This window comes from Candidatus Poribacteria bacterium (assembly GCA_026706025.1).
In the GTDB taxonomy this organism is placed as follows: Bacteria; Poribacteria; WGA-4E; order WGA-4E; family WGA-3G; genus WGA-3G.
Genome location: JAPOZO010000056.1, coordinates 106,631 through 131,573 on the forward strand (window position 1 = coordinate 106,631; position 24,943 = coordinate 131,573).

General features: G+C 47.5%; 20 protein-coding genes and 1 pseudogene. 9 read left to right on the forward strand and 12 right to left on the reverse strand.

Features of this window, described 5'->3' with window-relative positions; translation table 11 throughout:
• The first annotated feature begins 5 nt into the window (after positions 1 to 5).
• The 7 genes and pseudogenes from OXH00_13095 to OXH00_13125 all read left to right on the forward strand — a co-directional run bounded on the left by OXH00_13095 (position 6) and on the right by OXH00_13125 (position 7,426).
• Positions 6 to 1,922, forward strand: a complete 1,917-nt coding sequence (locus tag OXH00_13095; GenBank protein ID MCY3741945.1) for a hypothetical protein — start codon at positions 6 to 8, stop codon at positions 1,920 to 1,922.
• A 104-nt stretch (positions 1,923 to 2,026) separates the two neighbouring features.
• Entirely contained in the window at positions 2,027 to 4,045 is a 2,019-nt protein-coding gene (locus tag OXH00_13100; GenBank protein ID MCY3741946.1) for an NHL repeat-containing protein, read from the forward strand.
• 13 nt (positions 4,046 to 4,058) lie between these two features.
• A complete protein-coding gene (locus OXH00_13105; GenBank protein MCY3741947.1) occupies positions 4,059 to 5,021 on the forward strand; it encodes a GNAT family N-acetyltransferase in 963 nt (320 codons plus the stop codon).
• Between the two features lie 44 nt (positions 5,022 to 5,065).
• Positions 5,066 to 5,239, forward strand: a pseudogene (locus tag OXH00_13110) (type II toxin-antitoxin system HicA family toxin).
• A 59-nt stretch (positions 5,240 to 5,298) separates the two neighbouring features.
• On the forward strand, positions 5,299 to 5,646 hold the full coding sequence (locus tag OXH00_13115; protein ID MCY3741948.1) for a type II toxin-antitoxin system HicB family antitoxin: 348 nt from the start codon (positions 5,299 to 5,301) through the stop codon (positions 5,644 to 5,646).
• Positions 5,647 to 5,703: 57 nt separating this feature from the next.
• Complete coding sequence (locus OXH00_13120; GenBank protein ID MCY3741949.1) at positions 5,704 to 6,753, forward strand: S1C family serine protease; 1,050 nt, start codon at positions 5,704 to 5,706, stop codon at positions 6,751 to 6,753.
• A gap of 67 nt (positions 6,754 to 6,820) precedes the next feature.
• On the forward strand, positions 6,821 to 7,426 hold the full coding sequence (locus tag OXH00_13125) for a hypothetical protein (GenBank protein MCY3741950.1): 606 nt from the start codon (positions 6,821 to 6,823) through the stop codon (positions 7,424 to 7,426).
• Between the two features lie 77 nt (positions 7,427 to 7,503).
• Here the strand turns inward: OXH00_13125 and OXH00_13130 are convergent, their stop codons facing one another.
• Positions 7,504 to 7,722, reverse strand: coding sequence for a DUF433 domain-containing protein (locus OXH00_13130; protein MCY3741951.1), 219 nt, complete (start codon positions 7,720 to 7,722; stop codon positions 7,504 to 7,506).
• Positions 7,723 to 8,086: 364 nt separating this feature from the next.
• On the opposite strand from OXH00_13130, the gene OXH00_13135 reads away from it, so the two are divergent.
• On the forward strand, positions 8,087 to 9,085 hold the full coding sequence (locus OXH00_13135; GenBank protein ID MCY3741952.1) for a Gfo/Idh/MocA family oxidoreductase: 999 nt from the start codon (positions 8,087 to 8,089) through the stop codon (positions 9,083 to 9,085).
• Here OXH00_13135 and OXH00_13140 read toward each other — a convergent pair.
• The 5 genes from OXH00_13140 to OXH00_13160 all read right to left on the reverse strand — a co-directional run bounded on the left by OXH00_13140 (position 9,082) and on the right by OXH00_13160 (position 13,975).
• Positions 9,082 to 10,173, reverse strand: a complete 1,092-nt coding sequence (locus OXH00_13140) for an ABC transporter ATP-binding protein (GenBank protein MCY3741953.1) — start codon at positions 10,171 to 10,173, stop codon at positions 9,082 to 9,084. The genes OXH00_13135 and OXH00_13140 overlap by 4 nt on opposite strands.
• Positions 10,174 to 10,385: 212 nt before the next feature.
• Complete coding sequence (locus OXH00_13145) at positions 10,386 to 10,757, reverse strand: hypothetical protein (protein MCY3741954.1); 372 nt, start codon at positions 10,755 to 10,757, stop codon at positions 10,386 to 10,388.
• 9 nt (positions 10,758 to 10,766) lie between these two features.
• Positions 10,767 to 11,645, reverse strand: coding sequence for a DNA methyltransferase (locus tag OXH00_13150; GenBank protein MCY3741955.1), 879 nt, complete (start codon positions 11,643 to 11,645; stop codon positions 10,767 to 10,769).
• Between the two features lie 12 nt (positions 11,646 to 11,657).
• Positions 11,658 to 13,103: an Asp-tRNA(Asn)/Glu-tRNA(Gln) amidotransferase subunit GatB gene (gene gatB, locus OXH00_13155; GenBank protein ID MCY3741956.1), complete on the reverse strand. Its 1,446-nt coding sequence runs from the start codon at positions 13,101 to 13,103 to the stop codon at positions 11,658 to 11,660.
• Positions 13,104 to 13,201: 98 nt separating this feature from the next.
• Positions 13,202 to 13,975, reverse strand: a complete 774-nt coding sequence (locus OXH00_13160; GenBank protein MCY3741957.1) for an aldo/keto reductase — start codon at positions 13,973 to 13,975, stop codon at positions 13,202 to 13,204.
• Positions 13,976 to 14,229: 254 nt separating this feature from the next.
• Between OXH00_13160 and OXH00_13165 the strand changes: the two genes are divergently transcribed.
• Positions 14,230 to 16,509, forward strand: coding sequence for a transglycosylase SLT domain-containing protein (locus OXH00_13165; protein MCY3741958.1), 2,280 nt, complete (start codon positions 14,230 to 14,232; stop codon positions 16,507 to 16,509).
• Positions 16,510 to 16,531: 22 nt separating this feature from the next.
• Here OXH00_13165 and nadB read toward each other — a convergent pair whose 3' ends face one another.
• The 6 genes from nadB to lptB form a co-directional block, all read right to left on the reverse strand.
• Entirely contained in the window at positions 16,532 to 18,214 is a 1,683-nt protein-coding gene (gene nadB / locus OXH00_13170; protein MCY3741959.1) for an L-aspartate oxidase, read from the reverse strand.
• A 123-nt stretch (positions 18,215 to 18,337) separates the two neighbouring features.
• Positions 18,338 to 18,772: a PaaI family thioesterase gene (locus OXH00_13175; GenBank protein ID MCY3741960.1), complete on the reverse strand. Its 435-nt coding sequence runs from the start codon at positions 18,770 to 18,772 to the stop codon at positions 18,338 to 18,340.
• Positions 18,762 to 21,428: a valine--tRNA ligase gene (locus OXH00_13180; GenBank protein MCY3741961.1), complete on the reverse strand. Its 2,667-nt coding sequence runs from the start codon at positions 21,426 to 21,428 to the stop codon at positions 18,762 to 18,764. The genes OXH00_13175 and OXH00_13180 overlap by 11 nt, the downstream gene beginning before the upstream one ends.
• 90 nt (positions 21,429 to 21,518) lie before the next feature.
• On the reverse strand, positions 21,519 to 22,076 hold the full coding sequence (gene raiA, locus OXH00_13185; GenBank protein MCY3741962.1) for a ribosome-associated translation inhibitor RaiA: 558 nt from the start codon (positions 22,074 to 22,076) through the stop codon (positions 21,519 to 21,521).
• 202 nt (positions 22,077 to 22,278) lie between these two features.
• Entirely contained in the window at positions 22,279 to 24,150 is a 1,872-nt protein-coding gene (rpoN, locus tag OXH00_13190; protein ID MCY3741963.1) for an RNA polymerase factor sigma-54, read from the reverse strand.
• Positions 24,151 to 24,184: 34 nt separating this feature from the next.
• The gene (gene lptB / locus OXH00_13195; GenBank protein ID MCY3741964.1) at positions 24,185 to 24,925 is read right to left on the reverse strand and encodes an LPS export ABC transporter ATP-binding protein; all 741 of its coding nucleotides are present in this window, start codon (positions 24,923 to 24,925) and stop codon (positions 24,185 to 24,187) included.
• Positions 24,926 to 24,943 lie beyond the last annotated feature (18 nt).

Here is a 24,943-nt window from a genome sequence, read left to right on the forward strand (position 1 = left end):
ATTACTTGATTCAACAACAAGTCAGAGATAGCCTTACATGGCGTGCGGTGTTGATTGGTTTGGCGTGTGCCACTACTGAATGTCTTCTCGCGCCTTATAACGATTACGTTATCCGTAATATCTTCCTCGCAGGTGGACACTTCCCGGTTGCGCCGTTCTTTGTCCTGACGATTTTTGTGTTGGGCATCAACGTCCTCTTGAAACGATTTTATCCCGGTTCGGCTTTCTCCCCCGGAGAGCTTGTCACGATTTGGTGTATCATGCTTGCCCCGGCAGGTATCCCGTCTTCAGGGATGATGCGCTACGCGCTCAGCCCGATGGTGGCTTATAAGTATCTCGCTACCCCGGAAAACGACTGGGAATCGCTATTTCACCACTATATCCCGCACTGGCGTGTGGTACAAGATCACACCGCTGCCCAGTCATTCTTTGAAGGGCTGTTCGCAGGCGAATCGGTGCCGTGGGGTGCATGGATCGTGCCTATCTTGACGTGGAGTGCCTACGTAGTGGTCGTCTATTTCGTGATGATCTGTCTCTCTGTACTACTCCGCAAGCAGTGGGTGGAGCATGAGCGTTGTGCCTTCCCGCTCGTTAAATTGCCAGCGGAAATGGCAGGGCAAGGTAGCGGTAGCCTCGGTCCGCTTTTTAAAAACAGTGCGCTGTGGTTCGGGTTCGCCTTCCCCGTGTTCCTGCATACGATGAACGGTTTGCATACGTTTTTTCCTAACACACCGCACATCCCCCGTGATTTTTGGCTCAACCAATACCTCGTTGAACGCCCTTGGAGTGCCCTCCGTCCATTTCAGATTGTTATCTTCTGGTCGATGGTCGGATTTAGTTATCTGCTCACTTTGGAGGTATCGTTTAGTATCTGGTTTTTCTTTGTCTTTTACAAATTGCAATGCCTCTTGGGCGTAATGTTCGGTTTTCAACTCACTTCGGGCCCGGGTGTGCAATGGACGGGTAAATCATTTAGTGCGGCACAAGAGGCGGGGGCGTGTCTGGCGTTTGTTGCGATCGCGCTCTGGAAGACGCGGCATCACATTAAGAACATGCTCCAGTTTCGTCCTTCCGATGAGGCACTTCCTCACAGTGTGACAATCTTTGGTCTTCTTGGTGGCATCTGTGTGCTTGTATTTTTCAACCATCTGATGGGGATGTCCCTTTTATTTGCGTTCGGTTTCGTGCTATTTCTGCTGGCAATGTATATCGTGCTGACGTGGCAGGTGATCAACGGCGGGATCCCGTTTATCAATCCGTCGTTTTCACCGCAGAGTTTCTATTTGACAACGCTCGGCACCTCAAAAATCCACCCTTCTACGTTGACTTCGATAATGATGCATCCCGTGTGCCTTACATTAGACCTCCGCGAATTTATGATGCCGAATATTATGAACGGGTTGAAGGCAGCAGACGAGGTCCGCGTCAAACGGCGGCAACTTCTCATCGCGATGGCGGTTGCGATGGTTATCGGGCTTGCCGTTTCCTATTACTCCGCGATTAAGATTAGTTACGCGCACGGCGCGCCTTATACGGGTGGCAGTTGGTTTATGCGGCAACTTGAAGGACTTCTGACAAGCCCGAAGACAAGCACAAATTGGACGAATACCGGGTTTATGGTATTCGGCAGCGGTTTTACGATCTTTTTAATGTGGATGCGTCAAACCTTTGTGTGGTGGCCCCTGCATCCGCTCGGTTATACGATGCTGAGTTCCTGGGCGACGTTTAAGCTCTGGTTCTCTATATTCTTGGGGTGGGGATTGAAGTTTAGCATTGTGAAATATGGCGGATTGAAGGCGTATCGGACGGCGCGACCTATATTCCTCGGGTTGGTTCTCGGGGAGATGACGTGTGCTGGACTCTGGGCAATTATTGGCATGATTACTGGGATTAGCACGGGATATCGGATTCTGCCGGATTAGGCATTCGCCTGGGGAGTTTTGCCTTGACATTCGGATGAATACCGCGTATCATTAAAAAAGAATCCCACGCTTAAAAGATTAAAGTTAAAACTCTATAGGAAACCATGAAAAAATACACTGTTGTCTTACTCTTTCTATCCGTCTTCTGCTTGCTATGCGTCGGGTTACCTGCCGCTTTTTCGGTGGATTTTCTCCAATTAGTGCAAGAATTTGCTGGCAAAGGTTCAACCCAAGGTCGGTTTAGCAAAGATATACACCTCGCCTTTGATAACCAACACATCTATGTCAGTGATACAGAAAACCGACTGATTCAGAAGTTGTCGGCGACCGGAGAATTTCTGTTTCAATTTCCAGAAGTCCCCGAATCTCCAGATAATATCCTACGGAAACCTGGGCATCTCGCTGTGGATAGCACCGGGAACATCTACGTTGCTGATGTGACTGTGCATCACATTGCTGAAACCGCTGACCCAAAAGTTTATATGTTCGCGCCGTGCGTCCATAAATTTAGTGCGTTAGGTGAATTGTTAGATACTTACTTTGTTGACACAATGGATGTTTATCCGAAAGTTGTGTTGCCCGCGAACCTCATCATTGACGAAGCGGGGAAAAGTGCTTTCGCCATTCAACCGAAAGGCTATGATAGAGCACTCCGCGTTGCGCTCAATGCCGAAAATGAACTCTACATTTTAGACGCTGAGCGGGGCCGCGTCCATAAATTTAGTGCCAACGGCGAAAAGTTGAGTGCTTTCGGTAGATACGGCGCAGGCGATGGCGAATTTGATACCGATGCTGCCGACATTGCTATTGATGCGCGAGGAAATATTCTAATCGCGGATACCGGTAATCACCGGGTTGTGAGATTTGATGCGGCAGGGGAATGGCTCGGCAGCTTCGGGAGGAAAGGGCGCGGCAACGGCGAATTCATGAAGCCGATGGCGCTTGTTGCACTGCCGACTGGCGAAATTCTCGTTAAAGATGCCAGCCAATTTCGGAGAAAAGTCGGCGGGCTGCCGGAGGTTGTTGTCCTTTCACCGACTTTGACGCAGTTGACGGAGGGTACACCCGGTCAAGCTGAACTTGCCGATACGATTTCGGGTGCGACGCGGTCAGAATATGGTCCGTTTGCCCAGAGTTCTGCAGTCGCTGCTGATACTGCAGCCCTGAATAGACGCGTCCGCTTGTTGGAAGAGGCAGAATACAGCCGCTACTACGCCGATGAAACCGACGATGCGGAAGACAAAGCAGAACTTGCTGAAGAATTGAAACGCAAAGACATCCGGCTGACACTCTTTCATAACGTCATTTCACGTATCCAAAAGTTTGATGGTAACGGACGGTATATCGGACGGATTGTTTATGAAACGGATCAGCTTAGCGAGGAAAAGCACGATCAGACTTTCTTGGACCTTGATGCCGCGGGGTATCTCTATCTACGGGATGATAGTGATTTTACGATCGCTCAGTATTCTGTTACAGGGTTTACTGTGAAGCCTTCCCACATGAACGGATTTTATAGTCTGCGCGCTGCGAATCTCCATAATAACTACTTGGAAGATTATGAAGACATCGATTTTTCAACAGATGTTGAAGATAAACTCAACCAATTGGAATTTAAAAATCTATTTGGATGGACGTATAGCCTCTCTGAACGGTGGCACTTGACGTTCCTTGACGAGTTGACATACGCGGAGCAAGATGAACGGTATATCACGCCTGCGAAGGTGGAAGACAGTTATGATTTTGGGACACAAGCATTAGAGAACGCCTTCGCCGCGAATCTGAAATTTATCACCAACCCGAACCCGTATCGGTATAAGGAGTTGAATCTCTCTGTCGGACGTGTAGATGGTACGTCTGATTTGACGCAGAATGCCCTCTACGCCGATCTGAATAAACAGCGTCGAATTGATACCGGCGATGCAAGTTCTACGGTTATTGAACTCAATTGGGATATCTGGTCCCGGACGAACCTATGGCTCCGTTACGCAGACCTGAATCCGGCAGAAACGAGCCGAAATTTTATCCGGCGGTTTTACGATGTCTCTGGTGATCTTTATGAAGTGTTTGGGAGCCGCAATGAGGCGCGCCAGTTTCTTGGCGAGTTGACTATAAAATTTTAAAGGGCACGTAAATATGGAGTTTCGCGCACTTTATCCTGATGAATTAGAAGCATGGCTGGACCATGTCACGCATGTTTTTTCAGGGGGTCGCCAATATTTTTCTAACCATTGGCATAACGATCCGTGGCGGGACCCAGCAGGTATCCGAATTGCGGTTGATAATGGTACGATTGTCAGCACAGTTCGCGTTTTTATCCGTAAGATGTTTTTGCACGGTGAACCGGTCAGTGTCGGTGGTATCGGCGAAGTCAGCACGCGCCCGGAATACCAGCGGCGTGGACTTGCGACGCAGCTGCTCAAGGATTCAATTCGGTTCATGGAGTCCGGCGATATAGTTATGTCTTCGCTGCACGGCGGCCAACGTATCTATTCGGCTGAAGGGTGGGAGAAGGTGCCGCGCTACTATGCGAAACAACCCATCGCTGCGAAAAAGCAGGTGGCGTGGGATGTGCGTCCGGTAAATTTCGATAATCACGCCGAAGTTGCAAGGATCGCTGCGCTTTATGATGCCTACGCCCGCAAATTCAACGGCACTTTTGTCAGGGATGATATGGCTTACTGGACAAAATGGGTGCGGACAGAGTCTCCAAACGCTTGGATCGCTGAACGTGATGGGGATATTGGAGGTTATGTTTCTGTCGTCCGTCGCGAGGCGCGATTAAACGTTGAGGAATTCTTCGTTTCAGACCCCGTTTTTGCTGAGGATCGCGGTCAGCGGCTTTTTGGAGATCTGCTCTCTAATGTGATAGCGCAAATAGATGCCGAGTCGCTTGAAGTTATCTATCCTGCTCCGATTGCAGACGGTTTCAACGCGCCAATGATCGAGGAGCACGGCAGTGCGATGTATCGTATCAATCAACCCGATGCGCTTTCGAGTTCTTATGATTCAATCCCGAATCTGTTACACAATCAACCCCAGTCTTTGGCACAAGGTATCAAGTCGCATCACGTCTTTTGGTATACTGATGGATATTAAGGTATTTTCTGACATTTTTCGATCAGTTAATTTGGAATATGGCAATCTCAAGTCGCGAGGTAATCAAAAGATTAAGGAAAGAAAAATGGATGTTGGTTCATGTTGTTGGGAGTCATCACCACTACAAACACCCTAACAAGCCTGGTAGAGTAACTGTTCCTCACCCCAAGAAAGACCTACGGAGACAGACTTTGCTAAGTATTTGTAGACAAGCAGGATGGAATGGTTGGGATCCAGATTGGAAAAAACAAAAGAAGCAAAACACACGAGGTGTGCTATGTATAGGCATTACGCTATTGTGATTCACAAAGACTCAGATAGTGACTACTGTGTAACCGTTCCAGATCTACCCGGTTGCATAACGGCTGGGGATACACTTGAAGATGCACAAGATCAAGCGGTCGAAGCTATCCAATGCCACATTGAAGGCATGCTGCTTGATGGTGAATCCGTTCCTGAAGCGAAAGAGATTGCATTCCATCAAGATAATCCAGACTATGCTGATGGGGTGTGGAAATCCATAACAATAGTTCTGCCCGACATTTCCGAAATTCGGGTCTCTCGCCCTGGTCGGATTCAGAAATTTCTTCAGTGGTTCAGCCAAACGACACAAACTTTGCGGTAAAATTAATTTGGACTACGAAATTATGGGCGTGAAACTTAACACAGGAAAGCCTACATAATGGAATATAACAAAAAGCCGTTCTTGTCTTTTATAGGTTTGATACTTCTCCTTTTTTGTGGGATAGATGCGGCAAATGCCCAAAGACCTCAGCAAATTGCCAAAAAAGCGTTAGCTTCTACGGTGCTTTTGGTCATGGAGGACGCTAATGGACAACCTCTTTCACTTGGCAGTGGATTCTTCGTCCGCAATGGTCAGGTTGCAACGAACCTTCATGTTCTTAAAGGCACCTCGCGAGGGTACGCGAAATTGGTGGGTCAAAAAACAAAGTATGACATTGAAGGCATCACAGCAGTTGATGCGGAACGCGATCTGGTTATCCTGAAAATTTCAGTTCCCGGAGCACAGGTAATTTCGTTTGGCGATAGTGATACCGTTCAAATTGGCACCCTTATTTACGCCGTAGGTAACCCGCGAGGATTGGAGGGTACGTTCTCACAGGGTATTATTAGTAGCATCCGAAAGGTCGGAACAGACAAAATTCTCCAACTTACTGCTCCTATTTCTCCAGGCAGTAGTGGTGGACCAGTGCTAAACAACAACGGACAAGTCATCGGGGTTTCTGTAGCAACTTTCCGCGGTGGACAAAATCTCAACTTTGCGATCCCTTCAAACTATCTAAAGAAATTGATGGAACAGATAGGGCCGGTAAAACCTCTTTCACAAGAAAAATCTGCTGAATCAAAGCGATCTCTCTTGGATGACCTCGGAGGTAACAGCGATGAAGGCGTAAGTGGTGGAAAATTTCTCTGGGCAGAGGCACCGAGTACGTGGGGAACATCTTATAGCGGCGAGTACACTTTTTCTTTACGGAACCAATTACGAAAAAACGTGGGAAATGTCTATTGTTTCGTAATATTTTACGACAAGCAAGAGGATCCGATTGAAGTTGATGTCGTACTTTTACGGAACCTAATACCAGCGGGTTTGGCAAAACGGGTAACAAGTGAAGTTGGTAAAAGTGTCCAACTTATGACAACACGCGGAAATTCAAAGACTCCGTACACGAAGGTGGAATTTAGGATTCTTGACTTTGAGATAATTGAGTGATGTAATCTAATAACTACTTGCAGTGGCTATACAAAATGCTATAACTAAGAAGATGGTAGAATAAACAGTGATAAAGCAGTTCTTGGGGAAGTTAGTCGAACGAGATATTTTAACAACATTTTGTACTTTTGCTGCTATTGGTATCATTGGATTGATTTATGACCTTTATTTGCTTATAAAACGAAAGACTTTTGGCGAGAAATATCTCTTAAGGTATGAACAATGGATCCTACACAGTCGCTTTTCTAATGAAGAATCTCATGAAACTTTGCTTCGTTGGCTGCAACGTAATTCAACTAAGATAGACAACGAAATGGGAGGCACTAGACGTATTGATTTTTACAGGTCATCTTCTGAAAATCAGGCAATTTTAAATCGTCATATTGGGGAGCTTGACGATTTGATTTTAAAAAAATTGTGTGAACTAATTAACCCCTTTGCATGGTTTACACGAACTGTACGTTTAATCCTGCTTGATATACCTTTTTGGATGCTCCGTTCAGTTGGATTAATAAATATTAACATTGAGAAAAAAATCAAAGATCATTCATGGTCTGGCAAAGTTATAGGTTTAATTGCCTTTTTTGGCGCATTAGCTTCGATAATTTCTCTAGTCTTTCTTCTTCTTGAGTGGGATCCTTTGGTGAAGTTTTTGAATAGAATATTCGGATAGTTATGCCCTATTGGAATGAATTAACCTTCAAACACTTCTCTAAACGGATCGGTACATCTTCGCGACTAAATTTTGATTTAAGGAACATCAACAATAATTTCGTTCTGAAGCACACGCGCAGCGTAGGTAAGGACAGCATGAATACTTTCTTCAGTCAAATCTGGGTAGTCTGCGCCAATGTCCTGATTTGACATACCACTTGCTAATAACCCCAATATATGTTCAACGCTAAGGCGCGTGCCTTCAACAATCGGTTTTCCACCAAGGATTCCCGGATTAGCGACTATTCTTGCCATAATTTTTCCCTCCTATTGAAAAATCGTTAACCCTATATAGTTTACCAAAATTTGTGGTTTGTATCAAATCGTTTTGCTGAATTATAGGTCACTTAGTTTTAAAAAATTATCAGGTTTCACGTCTTTTTTTACGGATCCGGTGCGGTTAGGAAACCGCACCTACCGGGCCTGGAGCCTCAAAGTTCACCTAAAAAATGGAAAACTAAATAGCTCTGGCTGACTTACCTTTTGATCCGCCACAAAAAGTTTGACTTCTAATCTGGCACGGTATATAATCGTTTCTGTGGCAAAACGGTGAATCTCATAGCCATTTCGTTTTCGGTTTTCGGTAGTTTTAAACTGCAGGATAGTGGAGGATATGGACATGGCAAATTTACGCGTTGGGGTTATTGGTTGTAGCGGTATCGGTACGACACATGCATCGGGGATAATCGGTCTGCCGAATGTTGAATTAGCCGCTGGCTGCGATTTTGTTCAGAGTACGTTAGATGCTTTCAAAGAGAAATATCAGGACAATTGGGACAACATTACGTTGTATACGAACCATCAGGAGATGCTCGCCGCTGAGAATTTGGATGTCGTGACGGTGGCAACGTCTGATCACCGACATGCTGACCTCGTTGTTGACGCTGCAAACGCTGGCGTAAAGGGTATCTTTTGTGAAAAGCCGATGGCGACGAGCGTTGAAGATGCGGACAGGATGATGGAGGCGACCGAGCGAAACGGTACGATTCTGTCGATTGACCACACCCGTCGGTGGCAACCGCTATGGCGGCATACGCATGATGTAATTGTCGGTGGTGGACGTATTGGAGATGTCCAATATGTTATCGGCACGTTGAGCGGTGGTCGCGCAATGCTTTTCCGTAACGGGACACACCTCGTCGATGCGATCTGCTACTTCGCTGACTCAGAGCCGGAATGGGTTACCGCCGAATTAGAGGACGGCTATGCGGATTATAACGAGTATAAAGGGGATGGTGGACATGTGCCAGCAACGGAGCCGTCGGCGCACGGGTATATCCACTTTGCGAACGGTGTGCGCGGCTACTACGCTGGTGGTCCAAAGACAACACTCTCCGGGTTCCGTGTAGAGATCGTTGGCACCAACGGCTATATTCTCATCAGCGACCGAGGGGCGACACTCCACCAAGACGATGCTGTTGAGACGATTGAGGCACCGTCATGGGATATGACAGGTATCCCCGCGGGTGTTCGAGAGTTGGTAGGTCTTGTTGCAGAGGGTGGACAACCCGTTTCGCCTGGGAGTGAGGGTTACAAAGTCGTCCAAATTATCATCGGCTTCTTAACTTCGCAGCAGCGTGATAATGGGAAAGTTAGACTACCGTTGTCTGATGGTTAGTCTTCGTCGGCTTTTAAGGCAATAGCGTTCTCAGGAGTCCATTGTAGATAGACGGGATCGCCGCGTTGGAAGCGGTGTGTATCTTTCATGCCGATGTTCTGTTGGTGTGCAATGAGTGGGGTCGGGTAGCCTGTCTGCACGGTGTATTGCAGCGTCGTGCCGAGGTAACTTTCATCTTCGATCACGCCGCGTAAGAAATTAGGGGCATTAGGGTTAAGGGTTGTCCGCAAGTCAAAACGTTCTGGACGGATCGCTATAGTAACAGGTGTGTTCAATGGCACGTCACGATTCGGCATGCAGACAACCTTAAGCGGTGGTTCTGTTGTCAGCATAATTTCATTCTCGCTGATGCGTGTTCCTTCAAGGAAGTTAGAGGTGCCGATAAAGTCTGCGACGAAACGACTCTGTGGTGAATCGTAGATTTCGGCGGGTGTTCCTACCTGAAGGATTTTCCCGTCGTTCATTACTGCCATCCGATCCGACAATGCCAACGCCTCACCTTGATCATGCGTAACGTAGACAAACGTGATGCCGACTTTGCGTTGCAATGCCTTGAGTTCGACTTGCATCTGTTTTCGGAGTTTCAGGTCAAGCGCGGAGAGCGGTTCATCTAATAACAAGATAGTCGGTTCGTTGATTAAAGCACGCGCCAGTGCTACACGTTGTCTCTCACCGCCAGAAAGTTCACTCGGTCTCCGGTCCCCGTATCCGGGCAACTGAATCAAATCTAAGGAACGTTCAACGGCATCTGAAGTCTCTGCTTTAGATGCCTTTTTCATCTGTAGTCCGAAAGCTATATTCTGGGCGACTGTTTTATGTGGGAATAAGGCGTAATTTTGGAAAACGGTGTTGACGGGACGGTGATACGCGGGTATTTCTCCCATCAATTCGTCGTTGATGTAGATTTCGCCAGCGGTAGGATACTCAAACCCGCCGATGATGCGCAGTGTTGTCGTTTTTCCGCATCCGCTCGGTCCGAGTAGCGAGAAAAATTCGCCGCCCTCTATTTGGAGTGATACATTGTTAACCGCGATGGTATCGCCGAACTGCTTTGTGACGGATGTGAGGGTAATCTGTCCTATTGACATTTTTTTACCTATTGGGTTCTCGCTCCGATTTTCCCGTTGTCAAAATCGGGTTTCCGTTGGATTTATAGTAAAACCTACAATTAAATAGACACTTTTCCTTTAACAAAAGGCAGTTCGTAGGGGCAAGGTTTCCTTGTCCGTCTTTCAAAGCGTGTCCTATTATTTTTTCATATCACTATAGATAGGGTTCCGGTTGGTTAGCATTTTAAGAGTTACTGTTGTGTCATTCTCTGGCATACGACGATGTTTTCTTCGTGCATCGTTGTGGAGGTTTCACCTGCAACGTTGGAAGGGCTGTTCCTCTTCGGCATCCGCTTGTTTGGTATGTTTCTGACGATGGTCGCCTTATGCGTAAAACCGTGCTGAGAAAAGGCATCAACAATAAATGCATCAGTCGGCAGCGTAACCTCTTTAACTCGGCGATTGCCTACGACATAGCAGATTGTAGCACACCGTGAAAGTACTTGAACTATTGAATTGATGCTACACCTCAGGTCAATGTAAAATGCTGACACCTCTCGCGCTCGCTTTTCATCGACGAAACGGATTTTGTCAATAGCAGGTGATATTGGAGAATCTTTCAATATTTCTTTTCAATGTTGTCCGCCCATGGCGAGTTTGTCAATTTTGCGGGCATTCGGCAAACCTATCCATTCCGCTGCAAGCCGCGAATATTGTCCATACGCCACTGTGGTCTGTGAATCTCCATACGGCGGAGATGTAATCACGACATCATAGCCTCCGAGAGGTCGGGGCATTGGGTGTTCACCTTGAACAGTGTTTGCATCAGATACCGATACCTCAACGTTTTTCCGTTTTTCGAGAAACGCTGCTAAGCCGTGCCGGTTTCTGCTGAGTTTCTTGCTAAAGATGCCAAACACGTCAGGTTTGAATCCGTCAATTTTTTCGGCAGGCATGCGGTATAATTTAAACTCTCCGTTCCGCGTATACGATACCTCTCGAACCGTTTCCGAAAAAGCGACCAGTATAAAGTTTCGGACGGTTTCATCTTCTACTTTGTTAATCCAATCACGTAGGTAAGCGAGACATCTGATGGACTCTTCGGAGAACCAATACGCCAGGTTGAAGATATTAGGAATCGGAGCGTCAGGGATATTGCCTTCCTGGAATTCAATCTGAAAGAGATGATCGTTCAGCGTATTTAGTGTTTCGTCTAAAGTCGACAGACAAGTTTGTGTTGACTTGGCGGTTGCTATCAGGCGTACGAGGGGATTAATATCGCATCCGACGCTGTGCATACCGAATAGGGACGCTTCAACCAGAGAGGTACCGGTGCCACAATAGGGGTCAAGCAGCCATCCGCGTTCTACGCCGTAGGTTTTCAGAAGTTTCCGGGCTATTTGCGGAATCATCATTGCCGGGTAGGTGTGGAAGCAGTGGGTGTACTCTTTGGTATCAGCATTCTGAAGATCCCAAGTTTCGTCTCTGTATTTCAGATTTCCTCTTTGCATTTTCGAAGGTTTCTAATCAGTGGATAAAACCCGCGTTAAAATTTGGTTCACCAGTTGCGGATTTGCTTTTCCGCGGGTGGCGCGCATGACTTGCCCGACGAGGAATCCGATCGCTTTCTTCGTGCCGTCACGGTAATCTTGGGCGGGACCGGGATTTTCTTCTACAACCTGTAGCACAATGGCTTCTATCTCTGAGGTATCCGTAATCTGCGCTAATCCCTTTTCCGCGACAATCTCTTTCGGCATTTTGCCCGTCTCAAAGGCATCGTCAAGCACAGATTTGGCGATTTTGCCGCTGATGGTCGCGTTATCAATCAATTGGATGAGTTCACTGAGGTGTGCTGGCGTGACTTTAGAATCTTGAATCTCAATTTCTGCGGTATTGAGGAGCCGGGTTAGGTCGCCCATGATCCAGTTCGCACAGGTCGTCGGTTCATCGCTGAGTTGTGCGGCTTTGTCAAAGAATTCGGCGAGGGTTCGGGTGGTCGTCAGGAGCTCGGCGTTTTCGGCGGAGATGCCGTAATCCGCAATAAAACGTTTGCGCCGTGCGGCGGGGAGTTCGGGGAGCGTCGGTTGGACTTCCTGAATCCATTCATCACTTATCTGGACATGAACGAGATCGGGTTCGGGGAAATAGCGATAGTCGTCTGCTTCCTCCTTGCCACGCATCGCCACCGTTTTACCCGTGCTTGGATCAAATAGGAGTGTTTCTTGAACGACCTCTTCACCGGCATCTAAAATCCGTGCCTGCCGTTTTACCTCATACTCCATCGCATCAATCAGTTCTTGGAACGAGTTTTTGTTTTTAATCTCTGTACGCGTGCCTAACTCTTTACTGCCCTTGGGTCGTAGGGAGAGGTTCGGTTCGCATCGCAGGCTCCCTTCTTCCATGTTGCAATCGCTGACTTCAATATATTCTAAGATCTCTTTAACGGCTCGGCAATAGGCGATTGCCTCTTCGGGGGAGTGCAGTTCAGGTTCGCTTACGATTTCAAGGAGCGGTACACCGGCGCGATTGAAGTCCATGAAACTACGGGTCGGATCGCCTGTAACTTCGGCGTGGATAGATTTTCCTGCGTCCTCTTCAAGATGGATTCTACGGAGTGCGACAGTCCGAGGTTCGCCATCAAATTCAAACGTTACCTGCCCATTTTGACATAACGGGATGTCATATTGCGAGATCTGGTAGTTCTTCGGCAGGTCTGGATAGAAATAGTTCTTCCGATCAAATTTACTGGCGGTTGTGATTTCGCAGCCCATCGCCAGTCCTGATCGAACTGCGAACTCAACGGCACGTCTATTGATGACCGGTAATGTTCCGGGCATCCCTAAGCAAATTGGGCATGTACAATCATTCGCTGATGCCCCGAAAGTATAAGCGCAGTTGCAGAAAAGTTTACTTTCTGTGCATAATTCAGCATGAATTTCTAAACCGATAACTATTTCATATTTGTCCATGGATTTACTCTCGTTTTAGATGCCTGCTATGATAAACAGCGCGAGCACCCCCTGATATCCAAAGCGGGACACTCGCGCCAGAATAAAATAAGAATCTCCTATAAACCGTTCTCCGACAACTCGTTGACAACGGTGACGTTCGCTTCTACCTCGCTCTCCGAGGTCATGCCGATCGTCATAGCGTGGACACAGGGGAGTCCCATCACGAATTCGATTGCTTCGCGTTGGCTCTCCGCGTCTTTTGCCAATTTCCCCATACCTAAGACTTTCATGCCATAAATCCCTTTGCCAGCAAACGCCATCTGTTCCATCGTTCGGATGACATCTGCGGGGGACGCGTCCATGCTAACACCGGCGTGATTAATTCGCGCCAAAACAACCTCAACCCATTCCATCATCGCGGATGTCTGGAATGCGCCATAGTCGTGACAAGAGACACCGTGCGAGCGGATCAAACCTTGCTCTTTACAACGGACGAGTGCTTCCATTGCCTCTGGGTAGCGTTGTGGCCAATCTACTTGTGTGAGGCAGTGGAGCAGCACAATATCCACATAATCGGAACCAATTTCTTTGAGGAACCGCTTCACGTCTGCTTCCACCGTCTCCCGTGTGCGGGATGTTGTCTTTGTGGTGATAGTGACACTTTCTCGCGGCAGCTCTTCAAGTGCTGCCTTGACGTGTGGATGGCTACCATATTGGTCGGCGGAATCCCAAAACGTTACACCTTTTTCATAAGAAAACAGCAATAGATCTCGAAAGGTTTCAAACCCCAAATCCGTCTGGTTTGAACGCCCATTCCAACCATTCGATCCGGTGCCTATAGCAAGCCGTGAGACATTTAAACCTGTTTTCCCCAGTGCTACAATTTCCATTAAATTTCTCCTTACTGCTCAAGATGTGCTTCAATCTAAATCCTCAGTCGGTTAAGTCTAAGTTAAAGTGTAACATAACGACCCAAAATTTGGCAAGTGATTTCTACGATTTATCAACGTGTCTACTCTTGTTCACTTTTTTGTTGCTTTTTGCCGATAATAAACGTTACAATTGAAAGTTAAAAGGCAAAACCCATCATCGGTCTATTGAATCTATCTGAAGTGATATGAGGAGGATTCAAATAAGGAGTGAAATGAAATATATAAATTTCTTTAGCAGAAACCGAACGCAGTTTAGCGAAAGAACAAACCCGGGCATTATATTAGATGCCACTATAATCCATAATTTTTTTTGGGGTTTGCTTCTACTGGCTTGTAGCTGCTTTGCAGGGGCGACGCTGGCTTCCGCGGAAGAAGCGCGTAGTGATGCGTGGGGCGAAGCCTTTACGCTCATTGATAAAGGGGAACGCAGACGCGCCGTTTCAAAACTCGAAAGTTTATTGCAATCGGATCTGCCCGAGTCGGATAAGCTTAGAATCCATCATGCGCTCGGTTATAACTATGAGAAGCTTCGGAATCGCCCAAAAGCGGTTGGGCACTATGCGCGGGTCGCTTCGCTGAGTTATCCATTGGCAGATTGCGCTGTCTACCGTCTTGCTCAACTTTACGAAAGTATGAATAACGGGGAACGGGCAATAAAGTGGTATACGCAACTCGTCAAGAATTATCCGACGAGTTTTTATGGCGCAGCGGCGAAATGGACTTTAGGGCAGTTACACCTTGAGCGGAAAGAATATGAAACTGCGAAGTCGTACTTAGTAGACCTCGTTAAACATCCGCAATATGCGAGAGAGGCGACTTTTGCTTTCGCGCGCTGTGATGAAGGATTGGGTAATGTTTCTGATGCGTTTAATACTTATCGTGAACTTATTAAAGAAAAGCAGTCGTATAGCGTTGCGGAAGAGTCACTCGGTCGGTTGAAGCTGCTTGCCAGAAGCCATAAATCGCTAAAACTTACGCCAACAGATCGACTTAATTGTGGTATGGTGTTTTTCTCCAATAGGCAATGGCGGTCTGCCGTGAGTGAATTGGCACTGATACCTAAAACTGCAGGTTTGGAGATGCGGGCGCATGCGCTTTACCTGACTGGGCGAAGTAACCGAGGCCGAAAGTGGCCGAATACGGCGATTAAGAACTTTAACGCCGTGATTGCCCTTGGCGGCAAGAACAGTTACATACCACGTGCTGCCTATCAGATAGCGCAGTGCTATCGGCAGAAGGGGCATCTGAAAACAGCGGTCAGTAGACTTGAGACCTTTGTAAAAACCTATCCTGAGAACGAATTAGTTGATGATGCGTTGTACGATATCGCGCAGATTCGAGAGAAACGGGATCAATCAGAGTTAGCACTGGATGCGTATTCACGTTTAATCAAAGTCGCGCCAAACAGCCCATACGCGGACGTGGCGGCATGGCGAACGGGTTGGCAGCGTTTTGACGAGCGTCGCTATGAAGAAAGTTACAACGCTTTCAAAGGCTTGAAGGAGCACTTCCCCGGCAATCGCTACGCAATGGGTGCGCATTTTTGGATGGCAAAGATACGTGAACGTCAAAACAAACCCGAGTTTGCCCGGAAACTATACAAGGAAGTAGCAGAGGCGCGATATTGGTACTACTCCGCAAGGGCAAAAGCGATTTTGGGAGTAGGTGGCTCCGAACTGGAACCGAAAGCCGTCCAAGATGCGGATATACCGGAGCGTCAGGCATGTCCGTCCCAGGTGCAAATGTTAATGGAACTGAGACTTTATGAAGACGCTATCCCGCAATTGGATCACCACATTAACACAACTTCGTTCCCGGAACAGAGATGTTTTCATGATTTGATTGCGTGTTATGAAGGGCTCGCGATGTACGATAAAGCGCGGAAGGTAACTGAAAAATCGCTTGAGAGTTCCGCTTTCGCGAATGCGACACGCGCGGATTTGGAAAAACTCCAACATAAACTCTACCCGCGCTACTATGCCGACGCTGTTGACAAGTATGCCAAGATGTATAACGTTGATACTTTCTTAATTGCGGCAATGATTCTGGAAGAAAGTCGGTACAATGCTGAGGCAGTGAGTTGGGCGGGTGCGATTGGACTTATGCAGATCATGCCTGCTACTGGGAGAGAACTCGCCCAGAAACTTAAGATTCGACGGTTCCGTACTTCAATGCTTAAGCAACCGGATATTAATATTCGGATGGGGACGAAGTATATTGGCGAACTCAACTCATGGTTTGATGGCAATTCGCTGCTGGTAATAGGGGCGTATAACGGTGGACCCGGGCGGATGGAGCGATGGGTATCAACGAAAAACATTAAGGATATTGACCTATTCGTTGAGAAAATTACGATTCGGGAAACTCGGCTTCATATCAAGAAGGTTATTGACAGTTACGATAATTATGTCGAAATTTATCGGAAAACTGATGAACCGCCCGCGGTGAATTCGGCAACGGAGATCGGGCAAAAGCGATTAGAAGGCTTTTGAGTGTCGATAGTCTAACGGACTATCACAAGGAAATCGCTTCGGTGGTGTTGTCACGTGTAATGAGAATACGCCGTTGCCATTCGGTATCGTTTTGTGTCGGAAAATCGGCACGGTAATGGGCACCGCGGCTTTCCGTGCGGGCGAGTGCAGATTGCGTTATCATCAAGGCGACGTTGAGCATATTAACTGTTTCTACCGTCGCTACGTCTGCGACTTCCGGATTTGTTAGCACACTCCCTAAACTTTCCATTAAATCTTGCAATTCGGCGAGGGTTTCTTGTAAGCCCTCGCCGTTTCGTTCGATGCTAACATTCTTCCAGAGCGTCTCGCGAATGACATCTTTGATTGATTCTGTAGAATAGTTATCGGTTTTCAGTTTTCGGTTATCAGTTAAAGCGTCTCTTGTGGTAGCCCCAAAACCCTCTTGTAACTGTCCACTGATAACTGGGGCCTGATAACTATTTGCAAATATTGCAGCGTTTGTGCCAGCGCGGGCACCGTAGACGAGGCATTCAAGCAGAGAGTTGCTTGCTAAGCGATTCGCACCGTGGACACCCGTACATGCTACTTCTCCACAAGCATAAAGCCCTTTGAGATTTGTTTGTGTATCTGTATTGGTGCGGATGCCGCCCATCATAAAGTGTGCGCCGGGACGGACGGGGATTAAGTCCACGTTAATATTGAGTCCGTAGCGTTTTGTGGTATCGGAGATGGTCGGAAATCGTTCAAGGATAAAATCTTCGGATTCATGGGTAATATCAAGGAAAACGCACGGGAATCCGGTCGAGTCCATCTCGCTTTGAATGGCGCGGCTCACAACATCCCGTGGGGCAAGTTCACCTTTCTCGTGATATTTCTCCATAAAGCGTTCACCACGAATGCTCAGAAGTTTGCCACCTTCCCCTCTAACCGCTTCTGAGATCAAAAAGTTAGGTGCCCCGTCTAAGAAAAGCGTTGTTGGATGAAATTGGACGAATTCCATATCTATCATTTCGCATCCGGCGCGCCATGCTGCAGCGAATCCGTCGCCAGTCGCTACTTTTGGGTTAGACGTACACGGGTAAATCCGTCCAAGCCCACCGGTCGCGAGAATTGTGGCTTTGGCGCGAATACAGGCGACCTGTTCTTCTACAATTGCCGTAACACCATAGCATGTAGGTGTCTCCTCGCTCGCTAACTTGACATCCGCGTCGGTCAGCAAGTCAATGGCGAATGTATTTTGCAGGACGTGAATGCGTTCCGTATTTAGTACGCGTTGGATAAGGACATCCGTCGTTTCACGACCTGTTGCGTCGCCTTTATGTACAATTCGACGGCGGCTGTGAGCGGCTTCTCGTGTAAAGCGCGGCAGGGTTCCTTCCCAATCGAAGTTCGCACCCCAGTCTAATAGTTCGCCAACGCGTGGAATACCTTCAGATACCATCATCTCAACGGCTTCCACATTGCAGAGACCGGCACCCGCTGCACAGGTATCCTTTATGTGCAAGGCGATCGTATCATCGAGGTTCATAGCAACAGCGATCCCACCTTGGGCATAGTGTGTGTTACTCTCTGTCAATGTCGTTTTGGTAATTAACGTCACATTCGCGTGTTCACTCGCAGCGAGAGCCGCGCGTAACCCAGCGGCACCACTACCGATGATAAGCACATCGGTGTCCCAACTCAAAAGCCCCTCTGAATTCATCGCAGATGTTGGATTTTCCATGTTTTTAAATTACCTTGCGGTGGGTCAAAGGCTTTGACGTATCTAAAGTGTGTGTACAAATGCCGTCCCTCCATTTCATTACGGGACTATGTTTGTGATTGTTTATCAGAATGCACAGAAAATTCAAAACTGAGCCGGTACTTTTGGTGCAAAACTTTCACTGACCGGTACGACTTTTCCAGTGCCAGTAGCAATGAGCGTGCCATCACTGAGCGTAACCTCTGCTTTTGCTTCCACTAACCTTTTGGAAACCTTCGTACGCTCGGCAGAGACAAGGAGTTTCACCCCCGTTGGTGCTGGATTACGAAAACGGACCTCGAGTTGCGCTGTTACTGCGGGCTGATCGAAGGTGCCTATTCCGACGTAGGTAATCGCTTCATCTAACAGGGTACTGAGGATACCTCCGTGTAGAATGTTTGCCCAACCTTGCAAGTGTTCAGCGGGTGTACATTCAATGCGGACAGAGGCACCATCACCTATAATTTCAGGTTTTACCTGAAAGCCGAATGGGTTTTTCATACCGCAAACAAAGCAGTTGTCATTGTTTTCAATCGCCATTTTCACTTCCTGATTCGGTAAGCATAGCGAGGCTCCGTGCTAATTTGTCTTGCTCTGTCAACAACCGTTGAAGTTGTGCCTTCTTTTGTGCAACGACTTTTTCCGGTGCCCGCTGAACGAAGTTTGGATTATCTAACGTCTTTTGTGCCGACACAACGTCCTTCGTTGCTTGTTGATGGCGTTTGCTAAGCCTTGCGTGTTCGGCATCGAGATCTATGACATCTGCAAGCGGAATATAAATAGCGAGTTCTCCGATAACCGCTTCAGCAGCGGCGGGAGGTTTTTGCAGAGATTCAGCGATAGTGATGTCAGCTACCCGTGTGAAAGCCGGTAAGTACTGTGATAGATATGTTTCGAGTCGCTCACGCACTTCACTGTTTGGTGATTGGATATGAACTTCTACAGACGCTCCAATCGGAACGTTCAACTCACCTCGGATGCTGCGGATACTCTCAATGACTTCCGTGAGCGTCGCCATAGTGGTTTCTGCGGTTGAATTTTCGCCTGTTGGCTCTGGCCAAGGGGCAATAGTTACTGACTTATCGTCCTGCGTTCTATTGCGCGGGAGTTGTTGCCAAATTTCTTCGGTTAGGAAGGGCATGAGCGGGTGGAGGAGCCGCATTGTCTGCTCCAAAACGTCTGCAGCTACCCAGAGTGCCGCTGGTTCGTCTTGCGCAATTCGCTGTTTGGTGAATTCGAGATACCAATCACAGAATTCGTGCCAAAGGAAAGCATAGAGCGTTTGTGTCGCTTCGTAGAAACGGAAGTTTTCGAGGGCATCGGTTGTTGTTTTAATAGTATGGCTGAGCCGACTCCGTATCCACGTTATTTCGAGCGTTTCTTGTTCGGTCTCTATGGCATCCACTTCCGTGGGAATGGGATGTTTTTCTAAATTCATCAGGATGAACCGGGCAGCGTTCCAGATTTTATTGGCGAAGCGTCTACCTGACTCAATCTGCGATTCTGAGAGCGAGACATAAGGGATTGGTGTGCTTACATTTGCAAGGGCGAAGCGGAATGCGTCTGTCCCGTAAGTGTCGATTGTCTCTAACGGGTCGATGGTGTTTCCTTTCGATTTGCTCATCTTTTGCCCCTTTTCGTCGGCGACAAGCCCATGCAAATAGACGGTTCGGAAGGGTACCTCGTCCATACATCCGAGTCCTAACATTATCATTCTCGATACCCAGAAGAAGAGGATGTCCCAACCGCTGACCAGAACAGATGTCGGATAAAAAGTTTTCAATTCTTCCGTCTCTTCTGGCCAGCCCATGGTGGAGAAGGGCCACAGCCCGGAGCTGAACCATGTATCAAGAACATCTTCATCTTGGCGGAAATCAGAGGCACCACACTTGCATTGCTGTGGCGTTTCCATGGCAACAGTAACTGCCTCACATGCGTTACAGTACCATATCGGGAGTTGATGTCCCCACCAACGCTGACGTGAGATCGGCCAAGGTTCGATAATCTCCATCCAGTGATAGAAGCGATCGGTCTCGCGTTCTGGAATGAACCGGACTTCGCCCTTTTGGGTCGCTTCTATGGCGCGTTGTGCGAGCGGGCGGACATTCATGAACCATTGCAATGATATAGCGGGTTCGACAATCGTACCGCACCGGTCGTGATGGCCAACGGCGTGCCGATGCGGTACAATTTTGACGAGGTAATCTAAGTTCTGCAAATCTTCGACGACCCGTTTGCGACACTCCCATCGGGATAAACCGACATATTTTTCGGGTGCCGCTTCGCTGATATGTCCATCTTGCGTGAAGATCGTACGCTGTTCGAGTTCGTGCCGCAATCCGATTTCATAATCATTAGGATCGTGTGCGGGCGTTACTTTCAAAGCGCCGGTCCCAAATTCTCTATCCACGTAAGCATCGGCGATTATCGGAATTTCCCTGTCACAGAGGGGTAGGTGTGCTGTCTTTCCAATGACATGCTGATACCGCTCATCGTCGGGATGCACAGCGACAGCCGTGTCGCCTAACATAGTCTCTGGGCGCGTCGTGGCGATTTCAAGGACAACATCACTGTCTTTCACAGGATAGCGGATGTGGTAAAAGTTGCCGTCTATCTCAATCGGTTCCACTTCAAGGTTACTGATAGCCGTGTTGCACTCTGGGCACCAATTGACCATGTAGGTGTCGCGATAGATGAGTCCCTGATTATAGAGTTTGACAAACGCGGTGCGAACGGCTTTCGAGAGTCCTTCATCAAGTGTGAAACGCTCACGTTTCCAGTCACAAGAGCATCCGAGTTGTTGAAGTTGTGAGACGATATAGCCAGCAGATTCGGCTTTCCATTGCCACATCCGCTCGGTGAATTTTTCTCTGCCGAGTTCAATTCGACTTGTCCCTTCCTCGGCGAGTTTTCGTTCCATGATGAGTTCAGTAACAATACCGGCGTGGTCGGTTCCGGGCATCCAGAGCGTGTTATACCCTTGCATGCGCCGCCATCGGATGAGGCAATCTTGGAGCGTATTATCAAGTGCGTGTCCGATGTGGAGACTACCTGTAATATTCGGCGGCGGAATCACGATTGCGTAAGCCTGTTTCTCGGAGGTTGCCGCCGCGTGGAAGTAGTCATTTTTTTGCCAAAATTGGTACCATTTCCCCTCAATTTCTTGAGGGGCATAGATTTTTGGGAGATTTGTCATTTTTTCGTTGTCAGTTATCAGTTGTCAGTTATCGGTTAAGAGATTTTCGTTTAAGAACAGTTTCCTCTCGTAACTGATCATCGATAACCATTAGGTAAAGAGGGGTTCTACCCACCCGTATGTCCCCTGCTCCATTTCATAAAGTAAATTGACTTGCCGGGTTTCCGCGTTTAAAAACAGCAGAAATACGGTATTTGAGGCTTGGAGTTCCGTTGCGGCTTCCGCGACCGTCAGTGGTTTCGCTGCAAATTTCTCCTGCGTCGCTACGATGACAGGTGCGTCAGTCCCATCAGGGTCTATTACGGTTTCCACGCTGTCTGGGTTGAGCTGGGCGACCACTTCGCGATGTGGTGCATTATGCCGTCGGTCTTTAACTCTATCCTTGTAGCGACGGACCTGACTGATAATCTTATCTGTTACAGTATCTAATGCCGACAGAATCTCATGCGTTTCACTTTTCGCATAGAACGAGACGCGTGGTGCTGTCACTATCATCTCGGCATCAAATCGATTTTTCTCGGATTTGAGAACGACGTTCAGTTCCTGCATATCTCCGAAACGGGTTTCAATTTTGTCGGCACGTTTTAGGATGTATGCATGAATATCATCAGTAATTTTTAGGTTATGTCCGGAATAGGTTATTTTCATTTTCATTCTCCCTTCTTTTATAGATGACGGAACAAGGCAAAAAGTAGTTTTCGGTTTCAGTTCGGTTTTCTCTCACTGCGAGGCATGAAAACCCTTTCAGTTTTCAGAAAGAGACTTTGAAATTATCAAAAACCTCTTAACTAACAACTGACAACTAATATTAATAATCCTGAAAACGCATCCCCTCTCGTCGGACATTCAATCAATGCGTACGATTCCCTGCGTGGACAGCGGACCTTTCACGTGATGTCGGAATACCTAACTCGTCCCGATATTTCTGAACAGTCCGCCTCGCTAATAGAATCCCTTTTGTTTTTAGGGCATTACTGATCGCTTGATCACTCAGCGGTTTGTTCGGTGTCTCAGCATCGACCATCTCTTGAATGAGGTTTTTCACTTGTTTGGCAGAGATCGCTTCGCCTTGTGTTGTTGCTAATTCATTACTAAAGAAAAATCGTAGCGGATACATGCCGTGTGGCGTTTGCACGTATTTATTGCTTGTCACTCGACTGACAGTTGATTCGTGGACTCCTATTCTGTCAGCAATCGTTTTGAGTGTTAAAGGTTTGATGCTTTTAACCCCTTTTGTCAGGAATTCTGTCTGTACCTCAAAAATTGCCTCGGTGACTCGGGCGATTGTGCTACCGCGCTGGGCAAGGCTGCTGAGCAAATTTGAGGCATCACGATAGCGTTTTTCTATCCATTCCTTTGCCTCAGTATCAAGCGTATCTTGCCGATTTCGCATCAGATTGAGATAGTAAGGATTTATCTGTAAGCGGGGTATATAGCTGTCTACAGAGATAGCCTGATATTTGCCGTTGAGGTACTGTATCTCCACGTCTGGCGTAATGGTGTCCGCATGAGAACTTTTCTTAAGCGAGTGCGTCATTGGATCGGTGAAGTAGCGACCTGGATAAGGCGACAGTCTTCCTATCCACTTGACAACTGTATCAATAACCACGATGTCAATTTTTAATGCCTTTGCGATGCAGTGCCATTGCTGATTGAGAAAAGCGTCGAAGTAGTTTTCGATAATCTCTTGTGCGAGAGATTGCACAAACATCTTTTGATTTCCAAAACTTTCACACTGCCACAGTTCTCCGTCCAAGTTTTCCGCGACTGCGCGTATCTCTTCTGGCTTCTGATTGCGTATCTGAATGAGCAATGCCTCTCTTGTATCTCGATGTGCGATACCGAGGGGTTCAAAGTTGTCTTGTATCTCGCGAAGCACAGTTTCAACGAGGGTCGTTTCACATCCGACGGCTTCGGCAATATCTTCCAACGTGAGTTGATAGACATTCAGAGTGGGTTTGCAATTTCCGAATGTATGTTCATATATGATGGTATAAGTCTTGTTATTGTCTGGATCGTTGATTTGCCATGTGCAGTTTATAGGTGCCCCTTCGTTTTCGGCGGACGCGCGCGTTGTCTTTTTCCTTGCGATTGTAGCGGTTTTTGAAAATGTGATATTATTATTACCCGTTGCGGCTTGTAAACCTTTTTGAATGATAGTGTGTAATTCTGCTGAGATCTCTCCTGCATTCAATGTGGTTAAGGACTCGCAGGGAATTTGAAACAGTTTGAGTTCCAGTTTCCCATCGTCGTTCAAGTTCCCAAGAATGTGTTCTGCAATAGTGTGTTCCATCTCCGTCCTGATGATATCGGCAGAAGCAAGGTCAAGTTGCTCAGCAAGGTGATCGTGCAGGGAACACTCGTATACGACATCTGGCGGCGGTTCATCAGGGTCTGCGTGTTTAGTATTCATTCGGTCACTGAGCGAGATGCGGTCCTCAAAAGCCATTTCCCAATCAATATCAACAGCGGTATCTTCCTGATCAAGATTGCCTTCAGGCTCGTTCCATTCGGGTGTTGGGTCTAATTCTTCTTCAAGGGTAGGTACGACTTCGTCATCGTCTTCAAGTTCAAGAAACGGATTCTGCTCAAGTTCTTGGCGAATAAAATGTGTTAGTTCTTGCAGCGGCATATTCAGCACTTTAAGTGCTTGCTGTAACCTGGGCGTGATAGACGTTTTTTGCGTCAGCTGAGGGGTCTGGGTAAGTTGCGCTTTGTACATTTCATGCGTCTCTTTCGGTGTTGCTGCAGCGGTGCTACTCTACCCGATAGGAGAAATTGTGTCCAAAATAGAGATCTCTCGCTATTGGGTCGTTAACGAGTTCTGTAGGCGTCCCAGCGAGCGTAATTTTTCCATCAACAATGATGTATGCCCTGTCAACGATGTCAAGCGTTTCAGCAGCGTTGTGGTCCGTGATGAGTACCCCTAAGTTGCGGTCGCGCAAATGTGAAATGAGTTGCTTAATGTCTGCGACAGCAATGGGATCTATTCCAGAAAGCGGTTCATCAAGGAGAATAAAATCCGGTTGAGCCGCGAGGGCTCGTGCTATCTCCGCCCGGCGACACTCACCCCCAGATAGTGTGTATGCCTTGCGTGGTAACAGGTTCGAGATGCCGAGTTCGTTTGTCAGTTCATGGATATGCGAACCGCGTTCGGATTTGGGTATCCCTTGTGCCTCAAGGATCGCCTCAATGTTCTGTTGAACCGTCAATTTACGGAAAATCGATGTCTCCTGTGCGAGATAACCGATGCCGAGCCGCGCCCGCTTATACATCGGATAGAAGGTGATGTCTTTTTCGGCATACGTGATTCTCCCCGAATTGGGGCGAATCAGTCCGACGACCATGTAGAACGTTGTCGATTTGCCAGCACCGTTGGGACCGAGCAGCCCGACAACTTCGCCTTGCTGTACCGATAGACTCACCTCATTAACAACAATGGGACCGTTCCTTGTATAACGTTTTACGAGTCTGTGTGCTTGTAATTCTGTTGCCATGATCTCTAACTATGGTGT

What these genes read in the sequence shown, in the direction of transcription:
- OXH00_13175 (MCY3741960.1), bottom strand. Translation starts at nt 18,772, where the DNA reads ATGGCGATTGAAAACAATGACAACTGCTTTGTTTGCGGTATGAAAAAC.
- OXH00_13115 (MCY3741948.1), top strand. Translation starts at nt 5,299, where the DNA reads ATGTATAGGCATTACGCTATTGTGATTCACAAAGACTCAGATAGTGAC.
- raiA (MCY3741962.1), bottom strand. Translation starts at nt 22,076, where the DNA reads ATGAAAATAACCTATTCCGGACATAACCTAAAAATTACTGATGATATT.
- OXH00_13120 (MCY3741949.1), top strand. Translation starts at nt 5,704, where the DNA reads ATGGAATATAACAAAAAGCCGTTCTTGTCTTTTATAGGTTTGATACTT.
- OXH00_13105 (MCY3741947.1), top strand. Translation starts at nt 4,059, where the DNA reads ATGGAGTTTCGCGCACTTTATCCTGATGAATTAGAAGCATGGCTGGAC.
- OXH00_13135 (MCY3741952.1), top strand. Translation starts at nt 8,087, where the DNA reads ATGGCAAATTTACGCGTTGGGGTTATTGGTTGTAGCGGTATCGGTACG.
- OXH00_13160 (MCY3741957.1), bottom strand. Translation starts at nt 13,975, where the DNA reads ATGGAAATTGTAGCACTGGGGAAAACAGGTTTAAATGTCTCACGGCTT.
- OXH00_13130 (MCY3741951.1), bottom strand. Translation starts at nt 7,722, where the DNA reads ATGGCAAGAATAGTCGCTAATCCGGGAATCCTTGGTGGAAAACCGATT.
- rpoN (MCY3741963.1), bottom strand. Translation starts at nt 24,150, where the DNA reads ATGTACAAAGCGCAACTTACCCAGACCCCTCAGCTGACGCAAAAAACG.
- OXH00_13165 (MCY3741958.1), top strand. Translation starts at nt 14,230, where the DNA reads ATGAAATATATAAATTTCTTTAGCAGAAACCGAACGCAGTTTAGCGAA.
- OXH00_13150 (MCY3741955.1), bottom strand. Translation starts at nt 11,645, where the DNA reads ATGCAAAGAGGAAATCTGAAATACAGAGACGAAACTTGGGATCTTCAG.
- lptB (MCY3741964.1), bottom strand. Translation starts at nt 24,925, where the DNA reads ATGGCAACAGAATTACAAGCACACAGACTCGTAAAACGTTATACAAGG.
- OXH00_13180 (MCY3741961.1), bottom strand. Translation starts at nt 21,428, where the DNA reads ATGACAAATCTCCCAAAAATCTATGCCCCTCAAGAAATTGAGGGGAAA.
- gatB (MCY3741956.1), bottom strand. Translation starts at nt 13,103, where the DNA reads ATGGACAAATATGAAATAGTTATCGGTTTAGAAATTCATGCTGAATTA.
- OXH00_13140 (MCY3741953.1), bottom strand. Translation starts at nt 10,173, where the DNA reads ATGTCAATAGGACAGATTACCCTCACATCCGTCACAAAGCAGTTCGGC.
- OXH00_13100 (MCY3741946.1), top strand. Translation starts at nt 2,027, where the DNA reads ATGAAAAAATACACTGTTGTCTTACTCTTTCTATCCGTCTTCTGCTTG.
- nadB (MCY3741959.1), bottom strand. Translation starts at nt 18,214, where the DNA reads ATGGAAAATCCAACATCTGCGATGAATTCAGAGGGGCTTTTGAGTTGG.